Raw genomic sequence first — 24,941 nt, forward strand, 5'->3', positions numbered from 1 at the left:
CCTTTCATCGCCAACGGGGTTCGTCGGTGCCCCAGAGGGTTGGCGGATGGTCCCACGTCCCGTGATCGGTGAGCGGCGGTCGGGCGTGGCGGAGGGTGCCGTAGGGCGACGGGGTCTCGACCAGCCAGGGGCCGGGGTCGTAGTCGCCGCGCACCGGCGAGGGCTCGATGTCGTGCAAGAGCCAGGACGCGGTGCCGGCGAGCGACAGGCTGACGTGCCGGCCGTGGGGTTCGGCGAGGGCGCGGAGGACGGCGGCGGCGAGCAGGTAGCCGGTGCCGTGGTCGAGGGCTTGGGCGGGCAGCACGCCGGGGGCGCCGTCGGTGCTCTCCGCGGCGGCGATGCCGGTGGCGGCCTGGACCAGGCTGTCGAACCCGCGCCGGCCGGCCAGGTCGCCGGTGTCGCCCCACGCCGTCAGGTGGGCGACGACCAGGTCGGGGCGGTTCGCGTGCAGTGCCTCCGGGCTCGCGCCGTGGCGGTCCAGCGCGCCCGGCCGGTAGCCGGTGACGACGACGTCGGCGTGGTCGAGGAGGTCGTCGAACGTGCGCCGGTCGTGCCGGTCGGCGAGGTCGAGGAGCGTGGAGCGCTTGCCCGTGCCGGTGTCCGCGTGGGCGTCGGGGTCCTCGGGCAGGTGGGGTGGGTCGACGCGGAGGACGTCGGCGCCGAGGAACGCCAGGGTGCGGGTGGCGACCGGGCCGGCGATGACCCTGGTGAGGTCGAGGACGCGGACGCCCTCAGCGGGGCGGGAGGCCGGCGGGAGGACGCATTTCGCTGCGTCGGTGGGGCGGGTTTCGACCAGGGGACGTCGGATCGGGTCGGGTTCGGTGGCGACCGCGACGGCCAGGCCGCCCGCGGCGTAGACGGTTTCCTGGACGTCCAGGGCTCGTCGGGTGGCCAGCTCGCGGGCCAGTGCGGTGGGGTCGTCGGCGACGTCCAGGGCTTCGAGCAGGCGTTCGCGGTGGTGGGCGTAGTTGGCGTGGGTGCGGACCCAGCCGTCGGCGGTGCGCCAGAACCCGGACAGCGGCGCGAAGGTGGCGCCGGGGCGGCCGTCGACGAGGAGGTGGCGTTCGCTGGTGAACGCGGTGGCGACGGCGGCTTCGCGCACCGTGACCGGCGGGATCGGGGTGTGGTCGCGTGCGGCTTTCAGCTCGGCCGCGGCGAGGGCGCACACGCCGACGGTGGCGCGGGCGAGGTCCCGGACGGGCAGTCGGGCGCGGAGGACGTCGCCCGCCGGGGTGTAGTCGACGGTCAGGTCGGGTCGGCCGCCGAGGGCCGCCCAGGCTTGCGCTGTCACCGGGTCCACGGGTGCAGTTTGCTTCTTCTCGCGCCTGTGGGTGGCGGGAGGCGGCTATAAGGTCGATCACCATGGACTACCCGATCGCGCGTCGTCCCGGGTTCGACCCGCCGGCGGAGTTCGCGTCGTTGCGGGCGGAGGCGCCGGTGTGCCCGGTGTCGTTGCGGCACGGTCAGCAGGCGCACTTGGTGACCCGGTACGACGACGTGCGGGCGGTGCTGCGGGATCACGGCCGGTTCTCGTCGGATCCGAGCACGCCGGGGTTTCCGCAGCTGCGGCCGGTGGTGGACCGCAAGGCCGCGCCGGGGAGCTTCCTGGTCACCGATCCTCCCGAGCACACGCGGTACCGCCGGATGGTGACCGGTGAGTTCACCGTGCGGCGGATGGCAGCGCTGCATTCCGACGTGGAGCGGATCACACGGGAACGGTTGGCCGCGTTGCGTTCGGGGCCGCGGCCCGCGGATCTGGTGACGGCGTTCGCGCTGCCCGTGCCGTCGGACGTGATCTGCCTGCTGCTCGGCGTGCCGGTGTCGGACCAGGAGTTCTTCTCGACCCGGAGCCGCGCCCACCTGGACCGGTCGTTGTCGGCGGTGCAGGTGCAGGCGGCGTTGGACGAGCTGCACGCGTACCTGGCCGACCTGATCCGCGCGCGCAGGCTCTCGCCGCGGGACGACCTGATCAGCCGCTTGGTGCGGGAGCCGGGGCTGACCGACGAGGAGGCGGTCGGGATGACCGTGCTGCTGCTCGTCGGCGGGCATGAGACGACCGCGAACTCGATCGCGCTGTCCGTGCTGGCGCTGCAACGGGAACGGGCGTGGTGGGAGGCGCTGGTCGCGTCGCCCGATCTGGTCGACGACGCGGTGGAGGAGCTGCTGCGGTTCTTGAGCCCCGTGCACCACGGGGTGGTGCGGGCGGTGGCGGGTGAGGCGACGGTCGGTGGCACGGTGCTCGCGGCGGGCGAGGGCGTGATCGCGTCCTTGTTCGCCGCGAACCGCGACCCGGCCGCGTTCCCCGATCCGGACCGCCTCGACCTGCGCCGGGACGCGCGGACGCACCTCGCGTTCGGCAGCGGGGTGCACCAGTGCGTCGGGCAGCTGTTGGCGCGCCTGGAGATGCGGGTCGCGCTGCGGGCGTTGGTGACGGAGCTGCCCGACCTGCACCTGGCCGTGCCGTTCGAGGAGGTCGAGTTCAAGTTCGACGCCCCGATCTACGGCCTCCGCTCTCTGCCGATCACCTGGTAGCCGCGGTCCCCCGCCGGATCCGGTTCGGCAGGATCCGGGTTCGGCCGGATCGGAGGTCCGCCGGGCTGGTGTCCGCTTAGGCCGGGTCCATTGGGACCGGGGCATTCGAGGCGGCGGTCGGTGGTCGAGGCGGCGGTGGTGGTCGAGGCGGGTCCGCTGGTTTTCAACCGAGGTGCGGTAACAGTGTTTCCGTACATTGTCGGGACATGATCACCCGATCGTGTTTCGGAGCGATCGGTTGGGCAGCGAGCAGTGTGGCCGATCGGCGATCATGCGGCAACCGCACGGCACAGGGTGAAGGTGGTGCCGGCGCCCACCGGTGGGGTGGGCGCCGGCGAGGGTCACTCCCCCGTGCTGAACGCTGCGTCGAACGACGCTGCCGGTGGGTCGAACAGGTGCCGCCGGATGAAGCCGACCGCCTCCTCCGCCCCCCGCAACCGGTCCATCCCGGCGTCCTCCCACTCCACCGAGATCGGACCCCGGTAGCCGATCGCGTTCAACGCCCGGAACGACTCCTCCCACGGCACGTCGCCGTGCCCGGTCGAGACGAAGTCCCACCCCCGGCGCGGGTCGGCCCACGCCAGGTGCGAGCCCAAGCGGCCGTTGCGGCCGTCGAAGCGCTTCTTCGTGTCCTTGCAGTCCACGTGGTAGATCCGGTCGGCGAAGTCGAGGATGAAGCCGACCGGGTCGAGGTCCTGCCAGACGAAGTGCGACGGGTCCCAGTTCAGGCCGAACGCCGGCCGGTTGCCGACCGCGTCCAGCGCCTTCCGCGTCGTCCAGTAGTCATACGCGATCTCCGACGGGTGCACCTCGTGCGCGAACCGCACCCCCACCTCGTCGAACACGTCCAGGATCGGGTTCCACCGCCGGGCGAAGTCGGCGTAGCCCTCGTCGATCACGGCCTGCGACACCGGCGGGAACATCGCCAGGTACTTCCAGATCGACGAACCGGTGAACCCGACGACCGTGTCCACGCCCAGCCGGGCCGCCGCACGCGCCGTGTCCGCCATCTCCGCGGCGGCACGCTGCCGCACGCCCTCCGGCTCGCCGTCACCCCAGATCCGCGCGGGCAGGATCGCCTGGTGCCGGAAGTCGATCGGGTCGTCGCACACCGCCTGCCCGACCAGGTGGTTGGAGATCGCGAACACCTCCAACCCGTGCTGCTTGAGCATCGCGCGCTTGGCGGGCACGTAGTCGTCGTCCGCCAACGCCCGGTCGACCTCGAAGTGGTCGCCGGAACAGGCGATCTCCAACCCGTCGTAACCCCACCCGGACGCGAGCCGGCACACCTCCTCGAACGGCAGGTCGGCCCACTGGCCGGTGAACAACGTGACCGGTCGGCTCATCGGTGGTCTCCAATCGTGGTCCAGGTCGACTGCTGCCCGGCACTCTCCTCCACCGCCGCGAGCACCCGCTGCACCCGCAGGCCGTCGGCGAAGCTCGGCGACGGGTCGACTCCGCCGCCGATGGCCGTGAGGAAGTCCGCCGCCTCGTGGGTGAACGTGTGCTCGTACCCGAGCAGGTGACCCGGCGGCCACCACGCGCCCACGTACGGGTGATCGGCCTCGGTCACCAGGATCCGGCGGAACCCGGCCGCCGAGCCGTCGTCGGCCGAGAACACCGACAGCTCGTTCATCGACTCGAAGTCGAACGCGAGGCTGCCGCGCGTGCCGTTGACCTCCAGCCGCATCGAGTTCTTGCGGCCCAACGCGTACCGGGTCGCCTCGAAAGTGCCCAGCGCGCCGGACGAGAAGCGGGCCAGGAACACGGCCGCGTCGTCCACCGTCACGTCGGCGAACCCGTCACCGTCGGGCCGGGAGCGGACGAAGGTCTCGGTCGTGGCGCTGACGCCGGTGATCAGGTCGCCGGTGACGTACTGGGCGGCGTCCACGATGTGCGCGCCGAGGTCGCCCAACGCGCCCGAACCGGCCTTCTCCTTCCGCATCCGCCACGTCATCGGCGACGAGGGGTCGGACAGCCAGTCCTGCAGGTACACCGCGCGCACGTGCCGGACCTCGCCGATGCGGCCCTCTTCCACCAGCCTGCGGGCCAACGCGATCGCGGGCACGCGCCGGTAGTTGAACGCGACCATCGACCGGACACCGCGCCCGGCGGCCTCCTCGGCGGCGGCGGCCATCGCCTCGGCCTCCGCGACCGTGTTGGCCAACGGCTTCTCGCACAGGACGTGCTTGCCGGCGGCGAGCGCGGCGAGCGCGATCTCGGCGTGCGTGTCGCCGGGGGTGCAGATGTCGACGAGGCCGACGTCGTCCCGGGCGACGAGCGCCCGCCAGTCGGTCTCCACGGCCGCCCAGCCGTACTTGGTCGCCGCGTCCTTGGTGCGCACCGGGTCACGGCCGCCGAGGACGGCCAGGCGGGGCGTCAGGGGCACGTCGAAGAACCGGTGGACGCTGCGCCAGGCGTGCGAGTGCACCGCGCCCATGAACGCGTGGCCGACCATGCCCACGCCGATCTCTTCCGTCATCAGCAGCCTTTCGCAGCAGTGTCGATCCAGCGACGGTGTCGGTCCGGCGACCCGGTCAGGAGTCGAAGCCGACGTCGAGGTACTGGTCGACGTTCTCCTTGGTCACCACGGCGGAGTAAGTGGTGATGGACGCGGGGATGTCGTGCTCGGCCATGTCGCCGATGCCCTTGGCCTGACCGAGCAGCCTGGCCAGCGCGATCGCCGAGGAGGCCATCGACGGGCTGTAGAGCACGGTCGCCTTGACCACGCCGCTGTCCGCCTTGATCAGGTCCATCATGTTGCGCGAGCCCGCGCCGCCGACCATGACGAACTCCTTGCGGCCGGCGCTGTCGATCGCCGCCATCACGCCGATGCCCTGGTCGTCGTCGTGGTTCCACAGCGCGTCCAGCTTGGGCGCGGACTGGAGCAGGTTGGCCGTCTGCTGCTCGCCGGACTCGGAGGTGAACGACGCCGAGACGCGCGGTCCGACGGAGAAGCCCGCCTTCGCCAACGCGTCGCTGAAGCCCTTGCTGCGCTCCTGGGTCAGCGGCAGCGAGTCGATGCCCGCGACCTCGCCGATGATCGGGTTCGAGACGTTCTTGGCCTTCAGCTGCGCGACGATGTACTCACCGGCGTTGACGCCCATGCGGTAGTTGTCGCCGCCGATCCACAGCCGGTAGGCCAGCGGGGTGTCGAAGACGCGGTCGAGGTTGATCACCGGGATGCCCGCGTCCATGGCCTGGCGGCCGACCTCGGTGAGCGCCTTGCCGTCGAACGGCAGCACCACCAGCACGTCCACCTTGTCGTTGATCAGCGTCTCGACCTGGCCGATCTGCTGGTTGACGTCGTTGGTGCCCTCGGTGGCCTTGAACGTGACGTCGGAGAACTCGTCGGCCTGCGCCTTGGCGTTCTTCGTCATCGCGGCCATCCAGCCGTGGTCGGCGGCGGGCGCGGAGAAGCCGATGGTGACCTGCTTGCCCGGCTGGCTGTTCTGGCCCGACCCGCCCGCGACGGCGTTCGGCGCGGTGTTGCCGGACTCGTTGGACGTGCACCCGGCCAGCAGGGCGGCGGTGCCGACGGCGGTGGTTCCCCAGAGGAAGCGACGGCGGTCGAGTGAGGGCATGGCGGTCTCCCGGGTGGTGTGTCGGGGTGGTGGAGGCGTCGGGTGGCGCGTCAGGTGGTGTGCGCGCGGCGGCGGGCGGTGGTGCGCTGCAGGAGCACCGCGGCGATGATGATCACGCCCTTGGCGATGTTCTGGATGTCGGTGTCGAGGTTGTTCTGGGTGAAGATGTTGCCCACCACGGTGAAGATGAGGACGCCGATCAGCGTGCCGATCAACGAGCCCCGGCCGCCGCTGAGCAGGGTGCCGCCGATGACGACCGCGGCGATCGCGTCCAGCTCGTAGAACATGCCGTTGGTGGACGCGCCGGACGTGGTGCGGGCGACGACCATGAGCGCGGCGATGCCACAGCACAGGCCGGCGATGCCGTAGACGAGCGCGGTGTGCCTGCGGACGTCGATGCCGGCCAGGCGGGCGGCTTCGGCGTTGCCGCCGACGGCGAACGTGCGTCGGCCGAACGCGGTGCGGTTGAGCAGCACCCAGCCGACCGCGAACACCGCGGCCAGCATCCAGATCAGCACCGGGACGCCGAGGATGTCGCCGCGGAAGAAGGTGGTGAACCCGGTCTCGGTGACGACCTGCGTGCGGCGGCCGGAGAGCCGTTCGGCCAGGCCCTTCGCCGACGCGTACATGGCGAGGGTGGCGATGAACGGCACGATCTTGCCGTAGGAGATCAGCACCCCGTTGACCAGGCCGCAGCCGAGGCCGACCAGCAGGGCGCACAGCACCATCACCACCGGCCCGTAGGACTGGGTGGCGACGGTGGTCATCCACACGCCCGACAGCGCCACGATCGAGCCGACTGACAGGTCGATGCCGCCGCTGATGATCACGAACGTCATGCCGACGCTGACCACGCCGATCGCCGCGGCCAGCCGCAGCATGGTGGAGATGTTGGCCTCGGTGAGGAAGCTGTCGGGTCGGGTGGCGTAGCCGACGACGCACAGCACCACCAGCACGCCGAGCAGCCCGGTGAGCCTCAGGTCGAGGTTGCGGCGGTGCTTGGGCGGCTCCTGGGGCGCGGCGGATTTCGGGTCGAGGACCCTTGCTTCGGTCACGGGGCCTCCTCAGGCACGACCTCTGGTGTGTCGGTGACGGCGGCTTCGGTGACGGCGCTGCCCGCCATCACCATGTCCAGCACGGCGGATTCGGTGAGCTCGTCGGCACGCCGGTCCGCGATCACCTCGCCGTCGCGCAGCACCAGCACCCGGTCGGCGAGGCCGAGCACCTCGGCGACCTCGCTGGACACCAGCACCACGGCCACGCCGGCGGCGGCCAGTTCGTGGATCACCCGGTACAGCTCGGCGCGCGCGCCGACGTCCACGCCGCGCGTCGGCTCGTCCAGGAGCAGCACCTTGCAGCCCCGGACCAGCCACCGCGCCACCACGGCCTTCTGCTGGTTGCCGCCGGAGAACTCGGCGACCAGCCGGCGTGGGTCGGCGGGACGCGGGTCGAGCCGTTCCAGGGTGGCCTTGGAGTCGGTCAGCTCGCGGGCGCGGTCGAGGAAGCCCGCGCGGCTGTAGGCGGGGAGGCTGGACAGCGTCACGTTGTGCGCGACCGGCAGGTCGAGCAGCAGGGCCTGGGCCTTGCGCTCCTCCGGGGCCAGGCCGATGCCCGCTTTCACGGCCGCGACGACGCTGCCCGGCCGCACCGGTTTCCCGTCGACCGCGATGTGCCCGGTGTCCGGTTTCCGCGCGCCGAACACGGTTTCCAGGATCTCGCTGCGGCCCGCGCCGACGAGGCCCGCGATGCCCAGGATCTCGCCCGCGTGCACGTGGAAGCCGACGTCGCTGAACTCGCCCTTGCGGCTCAGGCCGGTGACCGTGAGCACCTCGCGCGCCGTGTCCACCGTGGACGCCTCACGGTGCGGGAAGACCGTCTCGACCTTGCGGCCGGACATCAGGTCGACCAGGTCGGCGGTCGGGGTGTCGGCGGGGAGGTTCGCGGCGACCGTGCGGCCGTCCTTGAGCACGGTGACGCGGTTGCCGATGCGGCGGATCTCTTCGAGGCGGTGGGAGATGTAGAGGACGGCGACACCGTCCTTGGTGAGCTCGCCGACGATGCGGAACAGGTTGTCCACCTCGTCGGCGGCCAGGGCGGCGGTCGGCTCGTCCATCACGATGAGCCGGGCGTCGTGCGCGAGGGCGCGTGCCATCGACACCAGCTGCTGACCGGCGGCGGACAACCGGCCGACCTCCCGGTCGGGGCCGATCTCGGGGTGGCCGAGGCGCGCCATCAACGTCCTGGTGAGGTCGCGGGCGGCGCGGCGACGGGTGAAGCCGAACCTGGTCGGCTCGTGGCCGAGGAACACGTTCTCCGCCACCGAGATGTCCGGCACCAGGTCCAGTTCCTGGTACATGGTGGCGATGCCCAACCGCAGCGCGGCCACCGGCGACGGGAGGGTGGTCTTCGCGCCGTGCCAGGTGATCTCGCCGTCGTCGGGCTGGTGCGCGCCGGCCAGCACCTTGATCAGGGTGGACTTGCCCGCGCCGTTCTGGCCGAGCAGGCAGTGCACCTCGCCCTCGGCGACCTCCAGGTCCACCTGGTCCAGGGCGCGCACGCCGGGGAACGTCTTGCCGATGCCGGCCATCCGGAGCAGGGTCATGACGAGGCCCCTTCGTGTGAACCGCCCGTCTTCGGGCCGCTTTCCTTGACGGGCACGACGGTCGGGTCGTCCAGCACGCGGCGCAGCGCGGCCAGCGCCGCGCCCGTCCCGCCCGCGGTGAAGCCGAGGGCGGAGGCGGTGACGCGGGTCCGGTCGTGCTCCTGCGGCGCCACCAGCCAGTCCGGCAGGGCGGCGAAGTAGCCGCCGAGCACGATCTTGCGCGGGTTGAGCACGGTGGCGAGGATCGAGAGGCCGGACGCCAGCGCGGTGGCGGTGCGGTGCAGCGCGTCGAGGGTGCGGGCGTCACCGCGTTCGGCCCGGCCGCGCAGGATGGCCATGCGCTCGGTCGGCGCGAGCGCGGGGTCGTGCACCCGGTCGTGGCGCGGCGCGCAGGCGTGCAGGAACGCGTCCAGCCCCACCTGCGTCTCCCAGCAGCCGCGCCGGCCGCACGCGCAGCACGTGCTGCCGTGCGGGTCGAGCACCACGTGGCCCACCTCGCCGGCGCGGTTGTCCGCGCCGCGCACCAGCGCGCCGTTGGCGATCACGCCCGCGGCCACGCTGTGGTCGCCGTTGAGGTAGACGAGGTCGTCGACCGGGTCGCCGTCGTGCTCGGCGTAGGCGGCGAGGTTGGCCTCGTTGTCGATGTCGAGCCGGTCGAGGGGCAGGCCGGTCCGTGCGGCCAGGCCGTCGACCACGGCCACCTCGCGCCAGCGCAGCCGGGTGGCGGTGGCGGTGCCCGCGGTGCGGTCGGCGCGGCCCGGCACGGCGACCGTGACGCCTGCCCAGTCGACTCTCGGCAGGTTGTCGAGGGCGGCGCGGGTCAGGTCGGCGAGTCGGTCGAGGGCGTGCTCGGGGACGCTGGTGTCGCACCTGGTCTGGCGGCGCAGGTGGACGTCGCCGGTCAGGTCGGTGATGGTCGCGCCGAGGTGGCCGGGGCGGATGTCGAGGCCGATGCCGCACACCGCGCCGGGGCGCAGTCGGACCAGCTGGCCGGGCCTGCCCTGGGTGGTCGTGGTGCCCGCGCGTTCGGTGAGGCCGCGTCGTTCGAGGTTCACGAGCAGCGGGGCGACGGTGGCCTTGGACAGACCCGATCCGGCGGCCAGTTGGGCGCGGGAGAGGGGGCCGCGGGTGCGGAGCGTGCGCAGCAGGAGGGCGAGGTTGGCCTCGCGCCTGCCTTCGGTCTGCGCCTGCATCGTGGCTCCGACTTCGTTGGAGAGTCGATCGAACGGGGTGGTCCAGCTCACGTTGGAGGCCGGGTTGCGGCAGATCCTGGCATTTGAGCGCGCCGTCTGACAAGAACTTGGGCCTGCTTTTGTCGATCTGTTGCAAAAGTCGGCGCAGTTTTGACGGAAGCTCGCGACCGGTTCTCGAGTGGGTGGGAGGTGCGGAAGGCACGGGGGCGGACGGGACGCGCCGCACGGGCGGCGGCGCGATATCCGGGGTGGGGCGCTGCGCTCGCGGGCAGGCTGAGGCCGCGCTCGGGCGCGGTAGCCGGATGGGGACGCGGCGCTCCCGGTCGGCCTCTGTGCTCGGGGCGGCCTGGCGTTCGGGGGCGGCTCGACGGCTCGGGGTGGAGCTCGGCGGTCAGGAACGCCCGGCGTTCGAGGAACGGCTCGGCGTCCGGGGCTCGGTGTCCCGGCGGGACCCAGCCCGGGTCAGCCGGCCGGGGAGAACGCGCGGTCGGTGGCGGACCAGGCGGCGCCGGTGACGCCGGCCAGGTCACCCAGTTCCGAGAGCACGATGGGCAGGTTGCCGGTGGCCAGCGGCAGGGAACGGCGGTAGACGGCGCTGCGCACCTCGGCCAGCAGGGAGTGCCCCAGTCTCGACACGCCGCCGCCGATGACGACCATTCCCGGGTTCAGGAAGCTGACCAGGGACGCGACCACGTGCCCGAGCCGCCTGCCGCCCTCGCGCACGAGGTTCGCGGCGGCGAAGTCGCCGGCCGCGGCGGCGGTGCCGACGTCCTCGGCGGTGAGCAGGCCCTTGTCGTGCAGGGCGGTGGCCAGGGCGACGGAACGGCCGCTGCGGGCCAGCGTGTTGGCGTCACGGGCCAGCGCCGAACCGCCGAAGTACGCCTCCAGGCAGCCGACCTCGCCGCACGCGCAGGCCGGGCCGAAGTCGTCCAGCCTGATGTGCCCGATGTCGCCCGCGGTCCCGGCGACGCCGCGGTAGACCTTCCCGCCGAGGACGATCCCGCAGCCGATGCCGGTGCCGACCTTGACGAAGATCAGGTCTTCCAGCGACCGCGCCACGCCCGCGTGGCGTTCGCCCAGCGCCATGGCGTTCACGTCGTTGTCGACCGTCACCGGGCAGCCCCACCGGCCCGCCAGCTCGTCCCGCACGGGATAGCGGTCCCAGCCGGGCATGATCGGCGGCGCGACCGGCATGCCGTCGCGGAAGCTCACCGGACCCGGCAGGCCGATGCCCGCGCCGATGAGCCGGCCCGACGCCTTGGCGTAGACGACGTCGGCCAGTTCGGCGACCCGGCTCAGCACCGGCGCCGGCCCGCTGCGGACGTCGCACTCCTCGCTGCGGCTCTCCAGCACCTCGCAGCGGCCGTCCGTGACCGCGACCGTCACCGAGGTCGCGCCCACGTCCACGCCGAGCACGCGCAGGTCGTCGGCCAGGTGGACGAGCGTCGACCGCCGACCGCCCCGGCTCGCCGCCGGTCCCCCGACCTGGACCAGGCCCACGTCCACCAGCCTGGCCAGCTCGGCGGTCAGCTTGGCCCGCGGCAGCTCCAGCCGCTCACCCAGCGCGACCCGGGACATCGCGCCCTCGTCGCGGAGCAGACCCAGCAGTTCGGACTGCCTGCCGGAAACCACCCGCGGCTGCTGGCCGCTGCCCGTCGCGCTGCTCATGGCACCAATTTACGGCCAGCGGTCCTCCAGGTGCGCGGCGATCAGGGCGGCGTGGGACAGCGGGGTCCGCAGGTCCGCCACGTCGCCGTTCGTCGTGTAGTCGAGCAACACCACCTCCCCCCGTGCGCTCAGCTCCTCCAGCTCGGCCACCTCCTCCTGCACCCGGTGCTCCAGGACCCAGCGGTAGGTGGGCAGGTAGATGACGCGCCGCGCGTCCTCGTAGGCCAGCAGGCGCTCACCGGCCAGCCCGTCGCGGTGGCCCCGGACCGGGCCCGATCTTCGGACCGTGCGCTTCAACCCGGCCATGGTCCTCACCTCGAGCTTCGCCCGGTCGACGTCCTCGCCCTCGAAGACCTTCAACGCCTGCCAGACGCCCTCCACCGACTGCGCCGTCACCTCCGGCGTGAACGGCACCGGTATGCCGCCGTGCGGGAAGAACGGGCTCAGCCGCACCCACGGCTGCGGCCCCTTCGACGTCACGTCCACGACCGTCGCGCCGGGATACGCCTTCGCCAACCACGCCGCGCCCCGCCGCCTGCTCGCCACTCGCACCGCCACCGCTGCTCCCCTCCTCGACACCGTGATGGTGCCGAAGGGGTCCGACAATTCCGGGTGTCCACTGCGGACGCCCGGCGGTCGCGCGGTCGGTCCGCGCGGGTGCGGTCCAGTGCTTGGGAATTCACGGGCGCACCCCGCCGACCGGGTGCTTGCATGCCGGCATGCCGATCGACCAGCACCTGCTCGTCCTGTTCACGTTGACCACCGTCGTCGCGATGGTCACGCCCGGTCCGGACATGCTGTTCGTCCTCGGGTGCGGGATGCGCGGCGGTCCGCGCGCCGGGCTGCTGGCCACCGCGGGTGTGGCGACCAGCGAGGCCGTCCACGTCACCGTGGCCGCCGCGGGCCTGGCGGCGCTGTTCGCCGCGGTGCCGGTGGCCTTCACGGTGGTCCGCACGATCGGCGCGGCCTACCTCGTCTACCTGGGCGTGCAGGCCATCCGCCACCGCGGGCGCACCGTGGTCGGCGAGCCGGTGACGGGCGGCATGTCCGGCCGCCGGGCCTTCCTGACCGGGATGGCGACCAACCTGCTGAACCCGAAGATGGTCACGTTCACGATCGCGTTCCTGCCGCAGTTCATCAACCCGGACCTGGGGCAGGTGTGGCTCCAGTTCGCCATCCTGGGCGCCATCCTGATCGCGCTGGAGTTCGTGGTGGACGGCGCGGTGGGCGTGCTGGCCGGCCGCATCGGCGGCTGGCTGCGCCGCAGGCACGCCGCCCGCCGCCGGATCGACGTCGCGACCGGCGGCGTGTTCATCGGGCTCGGCGTCCGGCTGGCCGCGGAGCGCTGACCAGCGCGGGCAGGCCGGCACGCGCGAGCACGACCGTCAACCCCGCGGTCGCCGGCACCGACCCGACGCACCGGTGCGGACCGCCGCCGAACGGCGGGAACTCTCGGCGATCACGTCGATCGCCGCGTCCACCGCGCGCTGCCTGCGACCGGGCACCACCTCGCCCGCCTTCGTCGACTCGGCAGGCGAGTCGACCCACCCACCCGGACCAGTGGCAGCGGTTGCGGGCCGGGCCCCGCCTTGCGAGGGTGGCGTTCGACGAGGCCGTGCGATGGGAGTCGCCCGTGCGGGCGATCTTCCGCACGGCGACCGCCGACATCCGGATCGGCCTGACCACCATCCCCGACGGCTCGCGAACAGGGGCCCGTGCGCGTGCACGACGACGAGAAGGGTTCTCGGTGACTCAAACGGTTCGTGGCGTGGTGGCCCGGGGCAAAGGCGCACCGGTCGAGGTGACCGACGTGCCGCGCTCGGCGGTGTCCCGCTGATGGCACGCGTCGACCACGCCGTCACGCGGGGCACGTTCAACCTCGACGGGCAGACCTTCGCCGTGGACAACAACGTCTGGGTCATCGGCGACGACACCGAGTGCGTGGTGATCGACGCGCCGCACGACGTGCGGGCGATCCTCCGGGTCGTCGGCGGCCGTGAGGTGAAGGCGATCCTCGCCACGCACGCCCACGACGACCACGTGCGCGTGGCGCCGGACCTCGCCCGCTCGACCGGCGCCCCCGTGCTGCTGCACCCCGCCGACCGCGTGCTGTGGGACATGACCCACCCGGACGTGCGGCCGGACGGCGACCTCGCCGACGGCCAGGTCGTGGAGGTGGCGGACATCGCGCTGCACGTGCTGCACACGCCCGGCCACGCGCCCGGCGCGTGCTGCTTCCACGTGCCCGCGCTGGGCGTGGTCTTCACCGGCGACACGCTGTTCCACGGCGGTCCGGGCGCGACCGGGCGGTCGTACTCCGACTTCGACCTCATCGTCGACTCGATCTCGCGGCGGCTGCTGACCCTGCCGGAGCGGACGGTCGTGCACACCGGTCACGGCGAGGACACCACCATCGGCGCGGAAGCGCCGCACCAGGGCGACTGGATGACGCGGGGACGCTGACCGCCTCAGCGTGGCGTGGTGGGGCACCAGGACGCGCGGCGGAGGTCGACGTCCTGGCGGTTCGGGTAGCCGCCGCACGACGCCAGCACGGTGGGCGCCTCGCCGTCCGCCACCCGCAGCACGGCCAGGAACTTGTCGATCGGCACCTGGCCGTCACCGAAGTCGATCACGCCGCTCTCGCCGGACAGCGCCCGCGGACCGCCGACGTCGCTCATCTCCTTCCAGATGTGGCCGGGCGAGACCGGGATGCCCCCCAACTGGATCATCGCGTGCACGTACAGGTAGAGGGTGTCGTAGGTGAGCGCGGCGTGGCCGTCCAGCGACGGGTCCGCGTTCCCCTCGCACTCCTCCGGCACGAGTTCGCGCAACGTCTGGTACATCTCGGTCGCCGCCGCGCAGCCTTGGGCGCCGACCGCGAACGACACGTACTCGAACGGGATCTCCGGGTGCCGGCCGCGCAGCTTGTCGTCGGCGGCGTAGCGGGCGATGTCGTCACCGGCGAGCAGCGCGGGCGGGTCGCCCTTGCACCCCGCGCTCACGCCGTCCAGCAGCTTGCCGAAGTCCGCGGGCCGCCCGGCGAAGAACACCACCTCGTCGTCGCCGACCTCGCACAGGGACTGGCCGAGCCGCCGGGCGTCGGAGCCCTGCCCGACCGCCACCGGCTGGTACGGCTCCTCGCGCACCCGCAAGCCCTGTTCGGCGAACCGCGCGGCCACGTCGAGGCGCAGGTTGGCGGCGTAGGAGTCCGCCTCGTCGCTGGAGTGCACGATCACGACGCCCTGCTTGCCGGGGTACGCCGCGCGCACGTGCCGCGCCGCGACCTGGGCCTGCCGGTCGTTGGTCGGCGAGACCTGGAAGTACATCCGGGACGCGGTGGGCATCGCGTCGTCCGACAGCGTCGCGGCCACCACCGGCAGCCCGACCTCGCCCAGCTTGGTGATGGTGTTCCTGGTCGGCGTGCTGCTCAACGCCATGCCGAGCACGCCGATGATGCTCTTGTCCTTCGCCAGCATCGACTGGAGCTTCTCGGCGACCACGTCACCGTGCTGCATGGCCGAACCCGCGTTGCTCAGCAGGATCCGGATCAGGGGTTCGTCGGAGTCGGTGCGGTCGAGCTGCCGCGCCTGCCTGGCCGCGACGCCGACCAGCCGGGCCGTGTTGCTGGCCAGCGCGTCGCGGGCCGCGCCCATCGCCGACACGTACACGACGGTCGCGTAGGGACGGCTGCGGTCGCGCTCGTGCGCCGCCAGCACCTCCGCGTTCTGGCGGACGATCAGCTCCTGGATGCGGTTGAAGCGCCGCAGGTCCGCGGGATCCGCCTCGCCGAACAGCGGCACGTGCCCGGTGGTGACGCCGACGCAGTCGTCACCGATCCGCTTGAGGGTGTGCGCGTCGGGGTTGTCGCGGTCCAGCCCGCAGTGCTCGTGGCGCCAAGCCTCGTCCGCGGCCACGACGTCGCGCACGTGCCGGTAGCCGACCGTCGCCACGGACGCGAGCAGCAGCAACACCACGATCGCGAGCACCGACGTGCGCGACCAGACCGGCGCCTGCCGCACGGACAGCGTGGCCGTCGGAGGCACCTCCCCGCGCACCACGCTCACGTCGGGCACCTGCAACGGCAGGAACCACGCGGTGGGTCGGCGGGCCCGGCTGTCGGTGGCCAGCTTGCGCGCCCACGTCTCGTAGGCGTGGCTCGCCTGGCTCACCGACGCCGGTTCGCGCTCGGCGGTGGTCTCCGCGTCCGGCGGCACCTTGGCGCTGCCGCTGATGATCACCAGCGGGTCGAACGCGCCGGTGTCGTTGCGCACGTCGTTGATGATCTTCAGCACGGCGTAGCCGCCGTTGTCGCGACGGATGCCGTCCAGCAGCACGACCGGGTACACCGTGCGGCGGGCCGACCTGATCCGCCACCACGACCGGCGGTACGCGCGGCGCACGTCCTCCAGGAACGCGTTGACCAGCAGCTTGGCCAGCTGGCCGGTGTCCTCGCGCGGCTCGGCGCTCTCACCGGGCACCAGCGCGGAGGTCAGCCGCTCGGCGAAGCCGATGAACGTGCCCGGGTCGTGCGGCGCGAGGTAGGGCTGGCGCAGCAGCCACCGGTACTCGCTGCCCGGCACGAGCCCGCGCAGCTTCGCCCGGAACAGGAACGACGGCACGAGCCGCACCACCAGCCGCACCCACCACGGCGCGGTCCCGGCGGCGTCGTCCAGCGCGTCCTTCAGGTCGTCGCCGCTGCGTCGGCCGAGGTCCCGTTCCCGCAATCGGGTCAACAGGGTGGCGGCCGACTCGGGGTCGGCGCCGTCCACGCGCTGGTTCATCAGCCAGTAGACGAGCTCGAAGCGGCGGAACTCGTGGCGCCCGTAGCGGTCGTTGGCGCCGTGCGCCAGTTCGCGGGCGACGCGCACCAGCACCGAGCCGACCGCTTCCAACGTGCCGGTCTCGGGTGCGCCGGCGTCACCGGCCGGTTCGGGGAAGCGGTGGTACGCGTGCGGCACGCGGCCGGGGTGCGCGCCGCGCAGGTGGGCTCGGAGCGCCTGGAGCAGGCCGTCGGCAGGCTTGCCGCGGACCAGGCAGACCAGCGGGATACCCCGATCGCCGCTCACCCGCCCGCCCGCCCGGCGGCCGGGCAGCTCGCCGAACCGCGGTCGTTCGGTGAGGTCCTGCAGGAGCTTCACCAGCTCGTCGACGACGTCGACCGACGACGAACGCCCCCCTGCACCGTGTTCGGCCACCGGACTCCTCGCGGACCAGCCTCGTCCCACCTCGGCGGCGTGACGCAGGACTTCCGACTTTAGCCGTCGGGAGGGTCCGGTTCGGGCTGTTCCGGCGCGATCGCCCCACGTCACCGCACTCTTGCGGACTACCGACCGCCCGTTGTCCGGCGTTGTCCGGAATTCACGCGGAACCGGCCCGTGAGCACCGCCTCGCCCGGTAGGAACGTCGTCATGCGCAAGCTCGCGGTCGTGCTCGTGGTCGTGCTCATGGGGTTGGTCTTCGCACCCGCGGCGGCGAGCGGTGTCCGCCGTTACGAGGGGGAGATCGACGGCGCGCGGTACCGCGTGATGGTGCCGGACCGGTGGAACGGGACGCTCGTGCTGTGGAGCCACGGCGCCTTCGGCTCGATGCCCGCCGCGATCCCGCTGACCAACCGGCCGGAGACCGAGGAGCACCTGCTGTCGCAGGGCTACGCGCTGGGCGCGTCCCTGTTCCGCACGCCGGTCGGGTGGTCGGCCGAGGACGGGTTGCGCGACCAGGTCGCGGTGCTCGACTGGTTCCGGCGCGAGGTCGGCGCGCCCCGGCGGACGATCTCGGCCGGCGCGTCGATCGGCGGCGCGACGTCGCTGGTGCTGGCGGAGCGCAACCCGGGGCGGTTCGACGGCGCGCTGTCGCTGTGCGGCGCGACGGCGGGCGGCGCGACGTACTGGAACTCCGGGCTCGACGTGGTGTTCGCGCTGTCGGTGCTGCTGGGCGTGGACGTCGACCTGGTGGAGGCGGCGGACCCGGCGGCCAACGAGGCGCGGCTGGCCGAAGCGATCACGGCGGCTTCCGCCGACCCGGCGGCCCGGCCGCGGCTGGCGTTGGCGGCGGCGCTGGCGGACGTGCCGGGCTGGTTCGACCCGACCGCGCCGCGCCCGGCGTCCGTGGACGAGCAGGTCGACTGGGCCGCCGTCTGGTTGCGGTACTTCCGGGTCTGGGCGGCGGGGCCGGCGCGGGCGGACATGGAGAGGTGGGCGGGCGGCAACCCGAGCTGGAACGCCGGCGTCGACTACCGGCGGGTCCTGGCGCGGTCCGACGAGCGCGCGCTGGTGTCGGCGGCGTACGCGGCGGCCGGGCTCGACCTGGAGGCGGACCTGGACCGGTTGGCCGCCGCGCCGAGGGTCGCGCCCGATCCGCCGGCGGTGGCGTACCTGGCGCGGACCAGCCTGCCGGTGGGGCTGACGCCGTGGCCCGTGCTGACCGTGCACAACGCCGGCGACGGCCTGCTGCCGGCGTCGAACGGGTCGGCCTACGCGGCCCGGGTGCGGCAGCCGGAGCGGCTGCGCCAGTACTCCGTCGACCGGGCCGGCCACTGCCGGTTCAGCGCGGCCGAGGAGATCGTCGCGTTCCGGGTGCTGTTCGAGCGGATCGGGACGGGGCGGTGGCCGGCCGCCGACGTGGCCGCGATGAACGCCGAGGCGACCGCGCTCGGCCCGGCCCGGCACCTCGTCCAGAACCCGCTGACGGGCGCCGAGGTGGCGGTGGCTCCCGCGTTTGCGCCGTTCGAGGCTGGTCCATCACCACGCCCAACTACCCTTCTCACCCGTTAGTGACACACAAAGCAACAATCGGTAGTGGTTGCTCGGCACAAACGTGACGAGCGTCACCCATTAACGCCCATACCTTGCCTCCGCAAAACACGAACGGTTACGTTCTCGGCCGCAGATCACGGTTCCATCACCGAAGGGACACGGGCCCGACATCCCCCGAGACGGCCCGAGTCCACCTGGATCCCCCGCCAGGTCTCCGGTGACGGAGTTCCCCGACCGCAGGAGGCTGCACCCTTGGCTCGGCACGTCCGTCACAAGAACAAACGTGGGCAAACCACCTTCCAGGTACCCCCGCCGCCGCCCGGCTACAAGGGCGCGCACCGGGCCGAGGCCGAGCGGGTCCTCCCGCGACGCATCGCCGGAGTCGCGGTGGCCGTCGGCATCGTCTCCGGCGCCGGAGCGGCTGCGCACGCGATGACCGGGACGTTCAGCCCGGTGGCCGGTGGCGCGGACCTCGGCGGCGTGCCGGACGAGACGGTGCGCACCGGCAAGGTCGACACGGTGCACGCCGTCGACCTCGGCTCGGAGACCGCCCGGATCATCCGCCAGGAGCAACTGGCCGCGCTGCACACGTTCAACCAGGCCAGCGGCATCGCGCAGGACGGCTACACGGCCCGCAAGGCGGCCGAGGAGCAGGCGGCGCGGGAAGCCCGCGAGGCCGAGGAGGCGCGCAAGCCGCCGAAGCAGCGCCAGATCGAGGGCTGGATCCGCGAGGCGATCGCCGTCCTGGCCGCCAACGGCACCGCGATCGACGAGAGCAGCGTCGACGAGATCTACACGATCATCATCAAGGAGTCCAACGGCAACCCGAACGCCGTCAACACCTGGGACTCCAACGCCGCCCGCGGCACACCCTCCAAGGGCCTGATGCAGTGCATCGACCCGACGTTCCAGTCGTACAAGCTTGCCGGGTACGACGACATCTACGCGCCGGTCGACAACATCATCGCGGGCGTCCGCTACACCTACGCGCGCTACGGCGGCTTCGCCCGCCACCCCGGGCTCGTCGGCATCAACGCCGGCACCGGGTACGTCGGGTACTGAGCCGGTCGCCGTCCCGGCGCAGGGATCCTCGGGCCGAGGACCCCTGACCGAGCAGGCGGGCGGGGTGTCGACCCGGCCTCAGCCGAGGCGGAAGTCGGCCACCCGGATCGGCGACGGCGTGGTGCCGCTGGAGCGTTGCTGGTACTGGACCGACAGCACGCCGTCCGCGGCCAGCCTGGACGTGTCGACGTTGACCTCGCCGAACGCGTTCATCGACGGCCGGTCGAAGACCAGGGCCCAGTCGGTCCACCCGCTGGCCTTGCTCGCCGACACGATCCGGCCGCGCGGCATCACCAGGTAGGCGTTGTCGGCGCGGTCGAAGACGAGCTTGGTCCGCTGGGTGCTGCCCGGCGGCACGGGCACCTCGCGCTTGGTCCACGTGCCGTTCGCGTTGCGCACGACGTGGAACGTCCGGCCGTACTGGGTGCGCTGCTGCGAGTAGTTCGAGACGCACTGCGTGAACCGGCCCGGCACGTAGCTGATCACCACGTGGGGCGTGCCCGCGGAGTCCGCGCCCTGGCCCTCCTGGTTCATCAGGCCGTGGTTCGGGTCCAAGGGGTCCGCGACGAGGCCCGGCGAGGTCACCGACACCCGCGTGCCGCCCGTCGTGCCGACGACCGCGCCCGCCCCGTTGCGCCAGGTCCGGCCGCGGTCGTCGCTGTAGACGTAACCGGTGTCGTGGTTGGTCAGGCCGCCCGGGCTGCACAGCACGCCCGAGTTGCCCTCGCGCCACGTGAACGCCGCGTGCAGCCGACCGCGCCGGTCGTAGGTCAGGCCGTGCAGGTACATGTTGCGGGTGGTGGACACGACGCCGTTCGGCCCCTTGTAGTTGCCGGTGGCCGAAGACCACCCGCCCAGCCGCCGCCACGCGCCGCCGGTGTACTCGGCCAACTCGTTCACGCCGTTGCCCGACCGGCCGGTGCGGAAGCTGAACTGCAACGCGCCCTCGGGCGTGACGACGAACTGCGGGTACGTCATGTTGCCGAGCTCCACGCCGCCCAGGGTCCGCTGCACGGCGCCGAACACCGACGGCGACCAGGGGTGCGAACCGGGCTGCGACGCGAGCCCGGCGACCGACTTCGAGTAGTACAGCCGCGTGTCGTGGGTGTCCATCGCGACGTGCAGCGTGCCGTCCTGGGGCGAGATGCCCAACGAGATCACGTTGTGCGAGTCGTTGGCGCTCAGCCGGTGCGGCAGCACCGCCTTCTCCCAAGCGCCGCCCAACGCGCGCCGCGCGATCACGGCGTTGCGGGTGGAGGTGTACCAGGCCGCGTACTGGTGGCCGTTGTAGGTGACCAGGGCGTCCTGGAACGCGTTGTTGTTGACCAGGCCGTCGTACGAGACGAAGTACAGCGCCGACTGGTCGAGCAGCGTGTCGGACAGCAGGGTGACGCCCGGCGCGGCCTGCGCGACGCCGGGTTGGACCAGGGACGCGGCCAGCACGATGGCCGCCGCGAGTGGTGCCTTCCTCATTGAAGACCTCGGGGATCGGTTGTCGGGGACGGTGGCGGGCGGACTACGACTGTCGCACAGAAGTGAAACGTTTCATAGAGTGTGGGGCGGCACTCCTCCCACCGGCGATCCCCGGGCGCCGCCGCCCCGGGCGGATGTGGAAACGTTCCAAGCTGGAGACACCGCCGACCCACCCGGAAGGGACCACGCCGTGACGACCGCGCACGCCTTCCCCCTGGAGCCCACGCCGATCCACGTGCCCGACGAGGTCCTCGACGACCTGCGCGCCCGTCTCACGTCGACCCGGCCCCCGGTGGACGAGGGCAACGAGGACTGGTCCTACGGCGTGCCGGACAGCTACCTCCGCGAGCTGGTCGCCTACTGGAGGGACGGCTACGACTGGCGCCGGGCCGAGGCCGCCATCAACGCCTACGAGCACTACCAGGTGAGCGTCGCCGGTGTCCCGGTGCACTTCATGCGCAAGCCCGGCCGCGGCCCCCGCCCGATCCCGTTGATCCTCACCCACGGCTGGCCGTGGACGTTCTGGCACTGGTCGAAGGTGGTCGACCCGCTCGCCGACCCGGCCGCGTTCGGAGGCGACCCCGCCGACGCGTTCGACGTCATCGTGCCGTCCCTGCCCGGCTTCGGCTTCCCCGGTCCGCTCACCGGCTTCCCGGACGTCAACTTCTGGAAGGTCGCCGACCTCTGGCACACCCTGATGACCGAGACCCTCGGCTACCGGAAGTACGCCGCCGGGGGCTGCGACATCGGCGGCGTCGTGACCAGCCAGCTCGGCCACAAGTACGCCGACGAGCTGTACGGCATCCACATCGGCTCGGGGCTGCCGCTCGACTTCTTCGCCGGCCCCCGCGCCTGGGACTTCGCCCGCAACCGGCCCCTCACCGACGACCAGCCCGCCGACGTCCGCGCCCGCACCGTCGAGCTGGACCACCGCTTCGCGTCCCACCTCACGGTGCACATGCTCGACGGCGCCACCCTGGCCCACGGCCTGAGCGACTCGCCCGCCGGACTGCTCGCCTGGCTGCTGGAGCGCTGGCGCGCCTGGAGCGACAACGGCGGCGACGTCGAGTCCGTCTTCACCAAGGACGACCTGCTCACCCACGCCACGATCTACTGGGCGAACAACTCCATCGCCACGTCGATGCGCTACTACGCCAACGCCAACCGCCACCCCTGGGCCCCCGCCCACGACCGCGCCCCGGTCGTGCGGGCCCCGGTCGGCCTCACCTTCGTCACCTACGAGAACCCGCCCGGCATCCACACCGCCGACGAGCGCGTCCGGGCCTTCCTGACCGGCCCGCTGAGCGGGTACTTCAACCACGTCAACGTCAACGCGCACGACCGCGGCGGCCACTTCATCCCCTGGGAGAACCCCGACGCCTGGGTGGGCGACCTGCGCCGCACCTTCCGCGGCCGCAGGCCCTGACCGACCCGGTCGGAGCAGGCGCAACCGCCTGTCAGCCGTACCCGGGCCATCGTTCAGCGGCTGATCGAATGATTGCCGGCTGGTCCGCGCGCCACCACGATGAGGTCAGGCCGAACGTGGAGGGGGCCGCGGTGGGGCGATACCGGTTGCACGTCAACGGCGAGCGGCGGGAAGTGGACGTTCCCGCGGAGACACCGCTGTTGTGGGCGTTGCGGGAACAGCTGGGCGTGCTCGGACCCAAGTACGGCTGCGGGGTCGGGGCGTGCGGCGCTTGCACGTCCCTTGTGGACGGTCAGGCGGCACGGCCCTGCGTCACGCCCGTCAGCGAGGCGCAGGGCAAGCGCGTGACCACCATCGAGGGCCTGGCGGAGGACGGCGACCACCCGGTGCAGCGGGCGTGGCTGGAGCTGAACGTCCCGCAGTGCGGCTACTGCCAGGCCGGCCAGATCATGTCGACGGTCGCGCTGCTGGCCGCCAACCCCGACCCGGACGACGCCGAGATCGACGCCGCCCTGCGCGACAACGTGTGCCGCTGCGGCACCTACACGCGGGTGCGGGCAGCCGTTCGACGTGCGGCCCAGCTGAAGCGGGACGAGCGATGAAGATCAGCCGGCGCACGTTCCTGGGTGGCGTGCTGGTCGTCTCCGTGCCCGTCGCGCTGCCCGGTCCGGCCGAGGCCGCCGAGGAGTTCGCGCCCAACGTCTTCGTCCGGTTGGACGAACGCGGCCGGATCACCGCGACCGCGCCCAAGCCCGACTCCGGGCAGGGGGTGCGGACCATGGTCGCGCTGCTGGTCGCCGAGGAGCTGGCGGTCGGCCTGGACGATGTCCGGCTGGAGCAGGCGCACGGCGACACGGCCCGGTTCGGCTACCAGGGCGTCGGCAACTCGTTCTCCACCCGGCAGCTCCACGAGCCGATGCGCCGTGCCGCCGCGACCGCCCGTTGCCTGCTGGTCGCGGCTGCCGCGCGGCGGTGGGGCGTGCCGGTCGAGGAGTGCGCCGCCCGGGACGGCGCGGTCCACCACGGGCGGCGCGTGCTGCGGTACGGGAGCCTGGTGCGGGACGCGGCGGCGTTGGACCCGGCGACCGTGCCGGTGACGACGACCCCGCCGGAGCGGTGGCGGCTGCTCGGCCGCACCCGGGCCGGCGGAGTGGACGCGAAGGCGATCGTGACCGGCAGGGCGAGGTACGGCATCGACACCCGGCCGCCGGGCGCGCTGGTCGCCGTCGTGCTCCGTCCGCAGTGGATCGGAGCGCTGGTCGACGCGGTGGACGACAGCGCGGCGAGAGCGGTGCCGGGTGTGGTCGCGGTGACGACGCTGGACCCGGCGACGTCCGGCCAGGGCGGGGTGGCGGTGATCGCCCGGTCGGTGCCGGAGGCGCTGCGCGGGCGCGAGGCGTTGCGCGTGACGTGGCGCGGCGGCACGCCGACCGCGGACAGCAGGCAGTGGCTCGCGGATCTCGAGGCCGCGCTGCCCGCCGTGCCGACCGCGCCGGGCCCGGTGGCGTTCGAGGCCACTTACAAGCTGCCGCTGCTGGCGCACGCGCCGATGGAGCCGATGAACGCCACCGCGCACCTCACCGCCACCGGCCTCACCGTGTGGACGCCGACGCAGGACCCGGGCTCGTTGCGGCAGTCCCTGGCCGGTCAGCTGGGGCTCGACCCGGCGGCCGTGCGGGTCGAGCCGACGTTGACCGGCGGCGCGTTCGGCCGGCGCATCGACCCCGACCCGGTGCTGGAGGCCGTCGCCTGCTCACGGGTGGCGGGCGCGCCGGTGAGCGTGCTGTGGACCCGTGACGACGACATGCGGCACGACTCGTACCGGCCTATGTCGGTGCACCGGCTGTCCGCCGTCCTCGACGCGTCGGGCGTGCCGACGTGGCGGGCGCACGGCATCGCGACCTGGCCGTTGACCGTCCTGCCCTTCTTCGACAACCCCGCCATCGTCAAGGCGAGCGGCGACCACTTCCCGTACGCGGTGCCCGGCCGGGTGGACGTGGTCCTGCGGGACGCGCCGCTGCGCACCGGGTTCTGGCGCGCGGTCTACGCCGGGCACTTCCAGTACGCCGAGGAGAACTTCCTGAGCGAACTCGGCCACCGCGCCGGGCTCGACCAGGTCGACCTGCGGCGACGGCTGCTGCCCGCCGACTCGCGACTGCGGCGGGCGCTGGACGCGGCGGCGGCCCGGGCGGGGACCGTCCGGCCGGGCTCCACCCGCGGTGTGGCGTGCCACGACGACTACGGCTCGGTGATCGCGGTGATCGCCGACGCCTCCGACGGCCGGGTCCGGCGCGTCACGGCGGCCGTCGACGTGGGCCCGGTGCTGCACCCGTCCGGGGTGCGCGCGCAGGTCGAGGGCGGCGTGATGGACGCGTTGTCCACGGTGTCGGGCGCGCAGATCACCGTGCGGGACGGGCGGGTCGTGCAGTCGTCGTTCCGGGACTACGCGTGGGCGCGCATCGACCAGGCGCCGGACGTCGACGTGGTGCTCGTGCGGTCGGACGCGCCCATCGGCGGCTTGGGCGAACTGGCCTACCCGCCCGCGGCGGCGGCGATCGCGTCCGCCACCGGACGGCCCGTCACCGGCATGCCGGTGAACGTGGACGTGGGCTGAACCGGGGCGGGCCGAAAACCCGGTGGTGCGACGGG

At 72.9% G+C, this 24,941-nt stretch carries 20 protein-coding genes; 9 read left to right on the forward strand and 11 right to left on the reverse strand.

Features of this window, described 5'->3' with window-relative positions; genetic code table 11:
- Positions 1-4: 4 nt before the first annotated feature.
- Positions 5-1,300 (reverse strand): CoA transferase, encoded by a 1,296-nt coding sequence (locus AB0H12_RS01245; RefSeq protein WP_499619929.1) that lies wholly within the window; start codon positions 1,298-1,300, stop codon positions 5-7.
- Positions 1,301-1,362: 62 nt separating this feature from the next.
- Here AB0H12_RS01245 and AB0H12_RS01250 point away from each other — a divergent pair, with 62 nt between their 5' ends.
- Entirely contained in the window at positions 1,363-2,532 is a 1,170-nt protein-coding gene (locus AB0H12_RS01250) for a cytochrome P450 (RefSeq protein WP_499619931.1), read from the forward strand.
- Positions 2,533-2,873: 341 nt separating this feature from the next.
- Here AB0H12_RS01250 and AB0H12_RS01255 read toward each other — a convergent pair whose 3' ends face one another.
- From AB0H12_RS01255 to AB0H12_RS01290, 8 genes are all read right to left on the reverse strand, one after another.
- Positions 2,874-3,878 carry a sugar phosphate isomerase/epimerase family protein gene (locus AB0H12_RS01255; RefSeq protein WP_499619932.1) on the reverse strand — a complete coding sequence of 335 codons (1,005 nt, stop codon included), beginning with the start codon at positions 3,876-3,878 and terminating at the stop codon, positions 2,874-2,876.
- Positions 3,875-5,014, reverse strand: coding sequence for a Gfo/Idh/MocA family protein (locus tag AB0H12_RS01260; protein WP_230569632.1), 1,140 nt, complete (start codon positions 5,012-5,014; stop codon positions 3,875-3,877). The genes AB0H12_RS01255 and AB0H12_RS01260 overlap by 4 nt, the downstream gene beginning before the upstream one ends.
- Positions 5,015-5,069: 55 nt before the next feature.
- Entirely contained in the window at positions 5,070-6,116 is a 1,047-nt protein-coding gene (locus tag AB0H12_RS01265) for a substrate-binding domain-containing protein (RefSeq protein ID WP_499619933.1), read from the reverse strand.
- Positions 6,117-6,166: 50 nt separating this feature from the next.
- A complete protein-coding gene (locus AB0H12_RS01270; RefSeq protein WP_499619935.1) occupies positions 6,167-7,171 on the reverse strand; it encodes an ABC transporter permease in 1,005 nt (334 codons plus the stop codon).
- Entirely contained in the window at positions 7,168-8,718 is a 1,551-nt protein-coding gene (locus AB0H12_RS01275; protein ID WP_499619936.1) for a sugar ABC transporter ATP-binding protein, read from the reverse strand. The genes AB0H12_RS01270 and AB0H12_RS01275 overlap by 4 nt, the downstream gene beginning before the upstream one ends.
- Entirely contained in the window at positions 8,715-9,911 is a 1,197-nt protein-coding gene (locus AB0H12_RS01280; protein WP_499619938.1) for an ROK family protein, read from the reverse strand. Before AB0H12_RS01280 ends, AB0H12_RS01275 begins: the two co-directional genes overlap by 4 nt.
- 462 nt (positions 9,912-10,373) lie before the next feature.
- Positions 10,374-11,579 carry an ROK family transcriptional regulator gene (locus AB0H12_RS01285; protein WP_499619939.1) on the reverse strand — a complete coding sequence of 402 codons (1,206 nt, stop codon included), beginning with the start codon at positions 11,577-11,579 and terminating at the stop codon, positions 10,374-10,376.
- Between the two features lie 9 nt (positions 11,580-11,588).
- Positions 11,589-12,137, reverse strand: a complete 549-nt coding sequence (locus AB0H12_RS01290) for a DUF6939 family protein (protein WP_499619940.1) — start codon at positions 12,135-12,137, stop codon at positions 11,589-11,591.
- Between the two features lie 161 nt (positions 12,138-12,298).
- On the opposite strand from AB0H12_RS01290, the gene AB0H12_RS01295 reads away from it, so the two are divergent.
- The 3 genes from AB0H12_RS01295 (at position 12,299) to AB0H12_RS01305 (ending at position 14,042) form a co-directional block, all read left to right on the forward strand.
- Positions 12,299-12,928: a LysE family translocator gene (locus AB0H12_RS01295; protein WP_499619941.1), complete on the forward strand. Its 630-nt coding sequence runs from the start codon at positions 12,299-12,301 to the stop codon at positions 12,926-12,928.
- A gap of 248 nt (positions 12,929-13,176) precedes the next feature.
- Complete coding sequence (locus tag AB0H12_RS01300; protein WP_499620816.1) at positions 13,177-13,416, forward strand: hypothetical protein; 240 nt, start codon at positions 13,177-13,179, stop codon at positions 13,414-13,416.
- Complete coding sequence (locus AB0H12_RS01305) at positions 13,413-14,042, forward strand: MBL fold metallo-hydrolase (protein WP_499620775.1); 630 nt, start codon at positions 13,413-13,415, stop codon at positions 14,040-14,042. Before AB0H12_RS01300 ends, AB0H12_RS01305 begins: the two co-directional genes overlap by 4 nt.
- Positions 14,043-14,047: 5 nt before the next feature.
- Here AB0H12_RS01305 and AB0H12_RS01310 read toward each other — a convergent pair whose 3' ends face one another.
- Positions 14,048-16,774, reverse strand: a complete 2,727-nt coding sequence (locus AB0H12_RS01310) for an ABC transporter substrate-binding protein (RefSeq protein ID WP_499619942.1) — start codon at positions 16,772-16,774, stop codon at positions 14,048-14,050.
- Between the two features lie 213 nt (positions 16,775-16,987).
- On the opposite strand from AB0H12_RS01310, the gene AB0H12_RS01315 reads away from it, so the two are divergent.
- Both AB0H12_RS01315 and AB0H12_RS01320 read left to right on the forward strand, forming a co-directional pair.
- Positions 16,988-18,349, forward strand: coding sequence for an alpha/beta hydrolase family protein (locus AB0H12_RS01315; protein WP_499619943.1), 1,362 nt, complete (start codon positions 16,988-16,990; stop codon positions 18,347-18,349).
- Positions 18,350-18,583: 234 nt separating this feature from the next.
- Entirely contained in the window at positions 18,584-19,393 is an 810-nt protein-coding gene (locus tag AB0H12_RS01320; protein ID WP_230569622.1) for a transglycosylase SLT domain-containing protein, read from the forward strand.
- 78 nt (positions 19,394-19,471) lie between these two features.
- Here the strand turns inward: AB0H12_RS01320 and AB0H12_RS01325 are convergent, their stop codons facing one another.
- Positions 19,472-20,866 (reverse strand): BNR repeat-containing protein, encoded by a 1,395-nt coding sequence (locus tag AB0H12_RS01325; RefSeq protein ID WP_499619944.1) that lies wholly within the window; start codon positions 20,864-20,866, stop codon positions 19,472-19,474.
- 190 nt (positions 20,867-21,056) lie between these two features.
- Between AB0H12_RS01325 and AB0H12_RS01330 the strand changes: the two genes are divergently transcribed.
- The 3 genes from AB0H12_RS01330 to AB0H12_RS01340 all read left to right on the forward strand — a co-directional run bounded on the left by AB0H12_RS01330 (position 21,057) and on the right by AB0H12_RS01340 (position 24,906).
- The gene (locus AB0H12_RS01330) at positions 21,057-22,292 is read left to right on the forward strand and encodes an epoxide hydrolase family protein (RefSeq protein ID WP_499619946.1); all 1,236 of its coding nucleotides are present in this window, start codon (positions 21,057-21,059) and stop codon (positions 22,290-22,292) included.
- 131 nt (positions 22,293-22,423) lie between these two features.
- Entirely contained in the window at positions 22,424-22,894 is a 471-nt protein-coding gene (locus AB0H12_RS01335; protein ID WP_499619947.1) for a (2Fe-2S)-binding protein, read from the forward strand.
- On the forward strand, positions 22,891-24,906 hold the full coding sequence (locus AB0H12_RS01340; RefSeq protein WP_499619948.1) for a xanthine dehydrogenase family protein molybdopterin-binding subunit: 2,016 nt from the start codon (positions 22,891-22,893) through the stop codon (positions 24,904-24,906). Before AB0H12_RS01335 ends, AB0H12_RS01340 begins: the two co-directional genes overlap by 4 nt.
- The last annotated feature ends 35 nt before the right edge of the window (positions 24,907-24,941 follow it).

The sequence above is a fragment of the Actinosynnema sp. NPDC023794 genome, from assembly GCF_040639675.1.
Classification (GTDB): Bacteria; Actinomycetota; Actinomycetes; order Mycobacteriales; family Pseudonocardiaceae; genus Actinosynnema; species Actinosynnema luteola.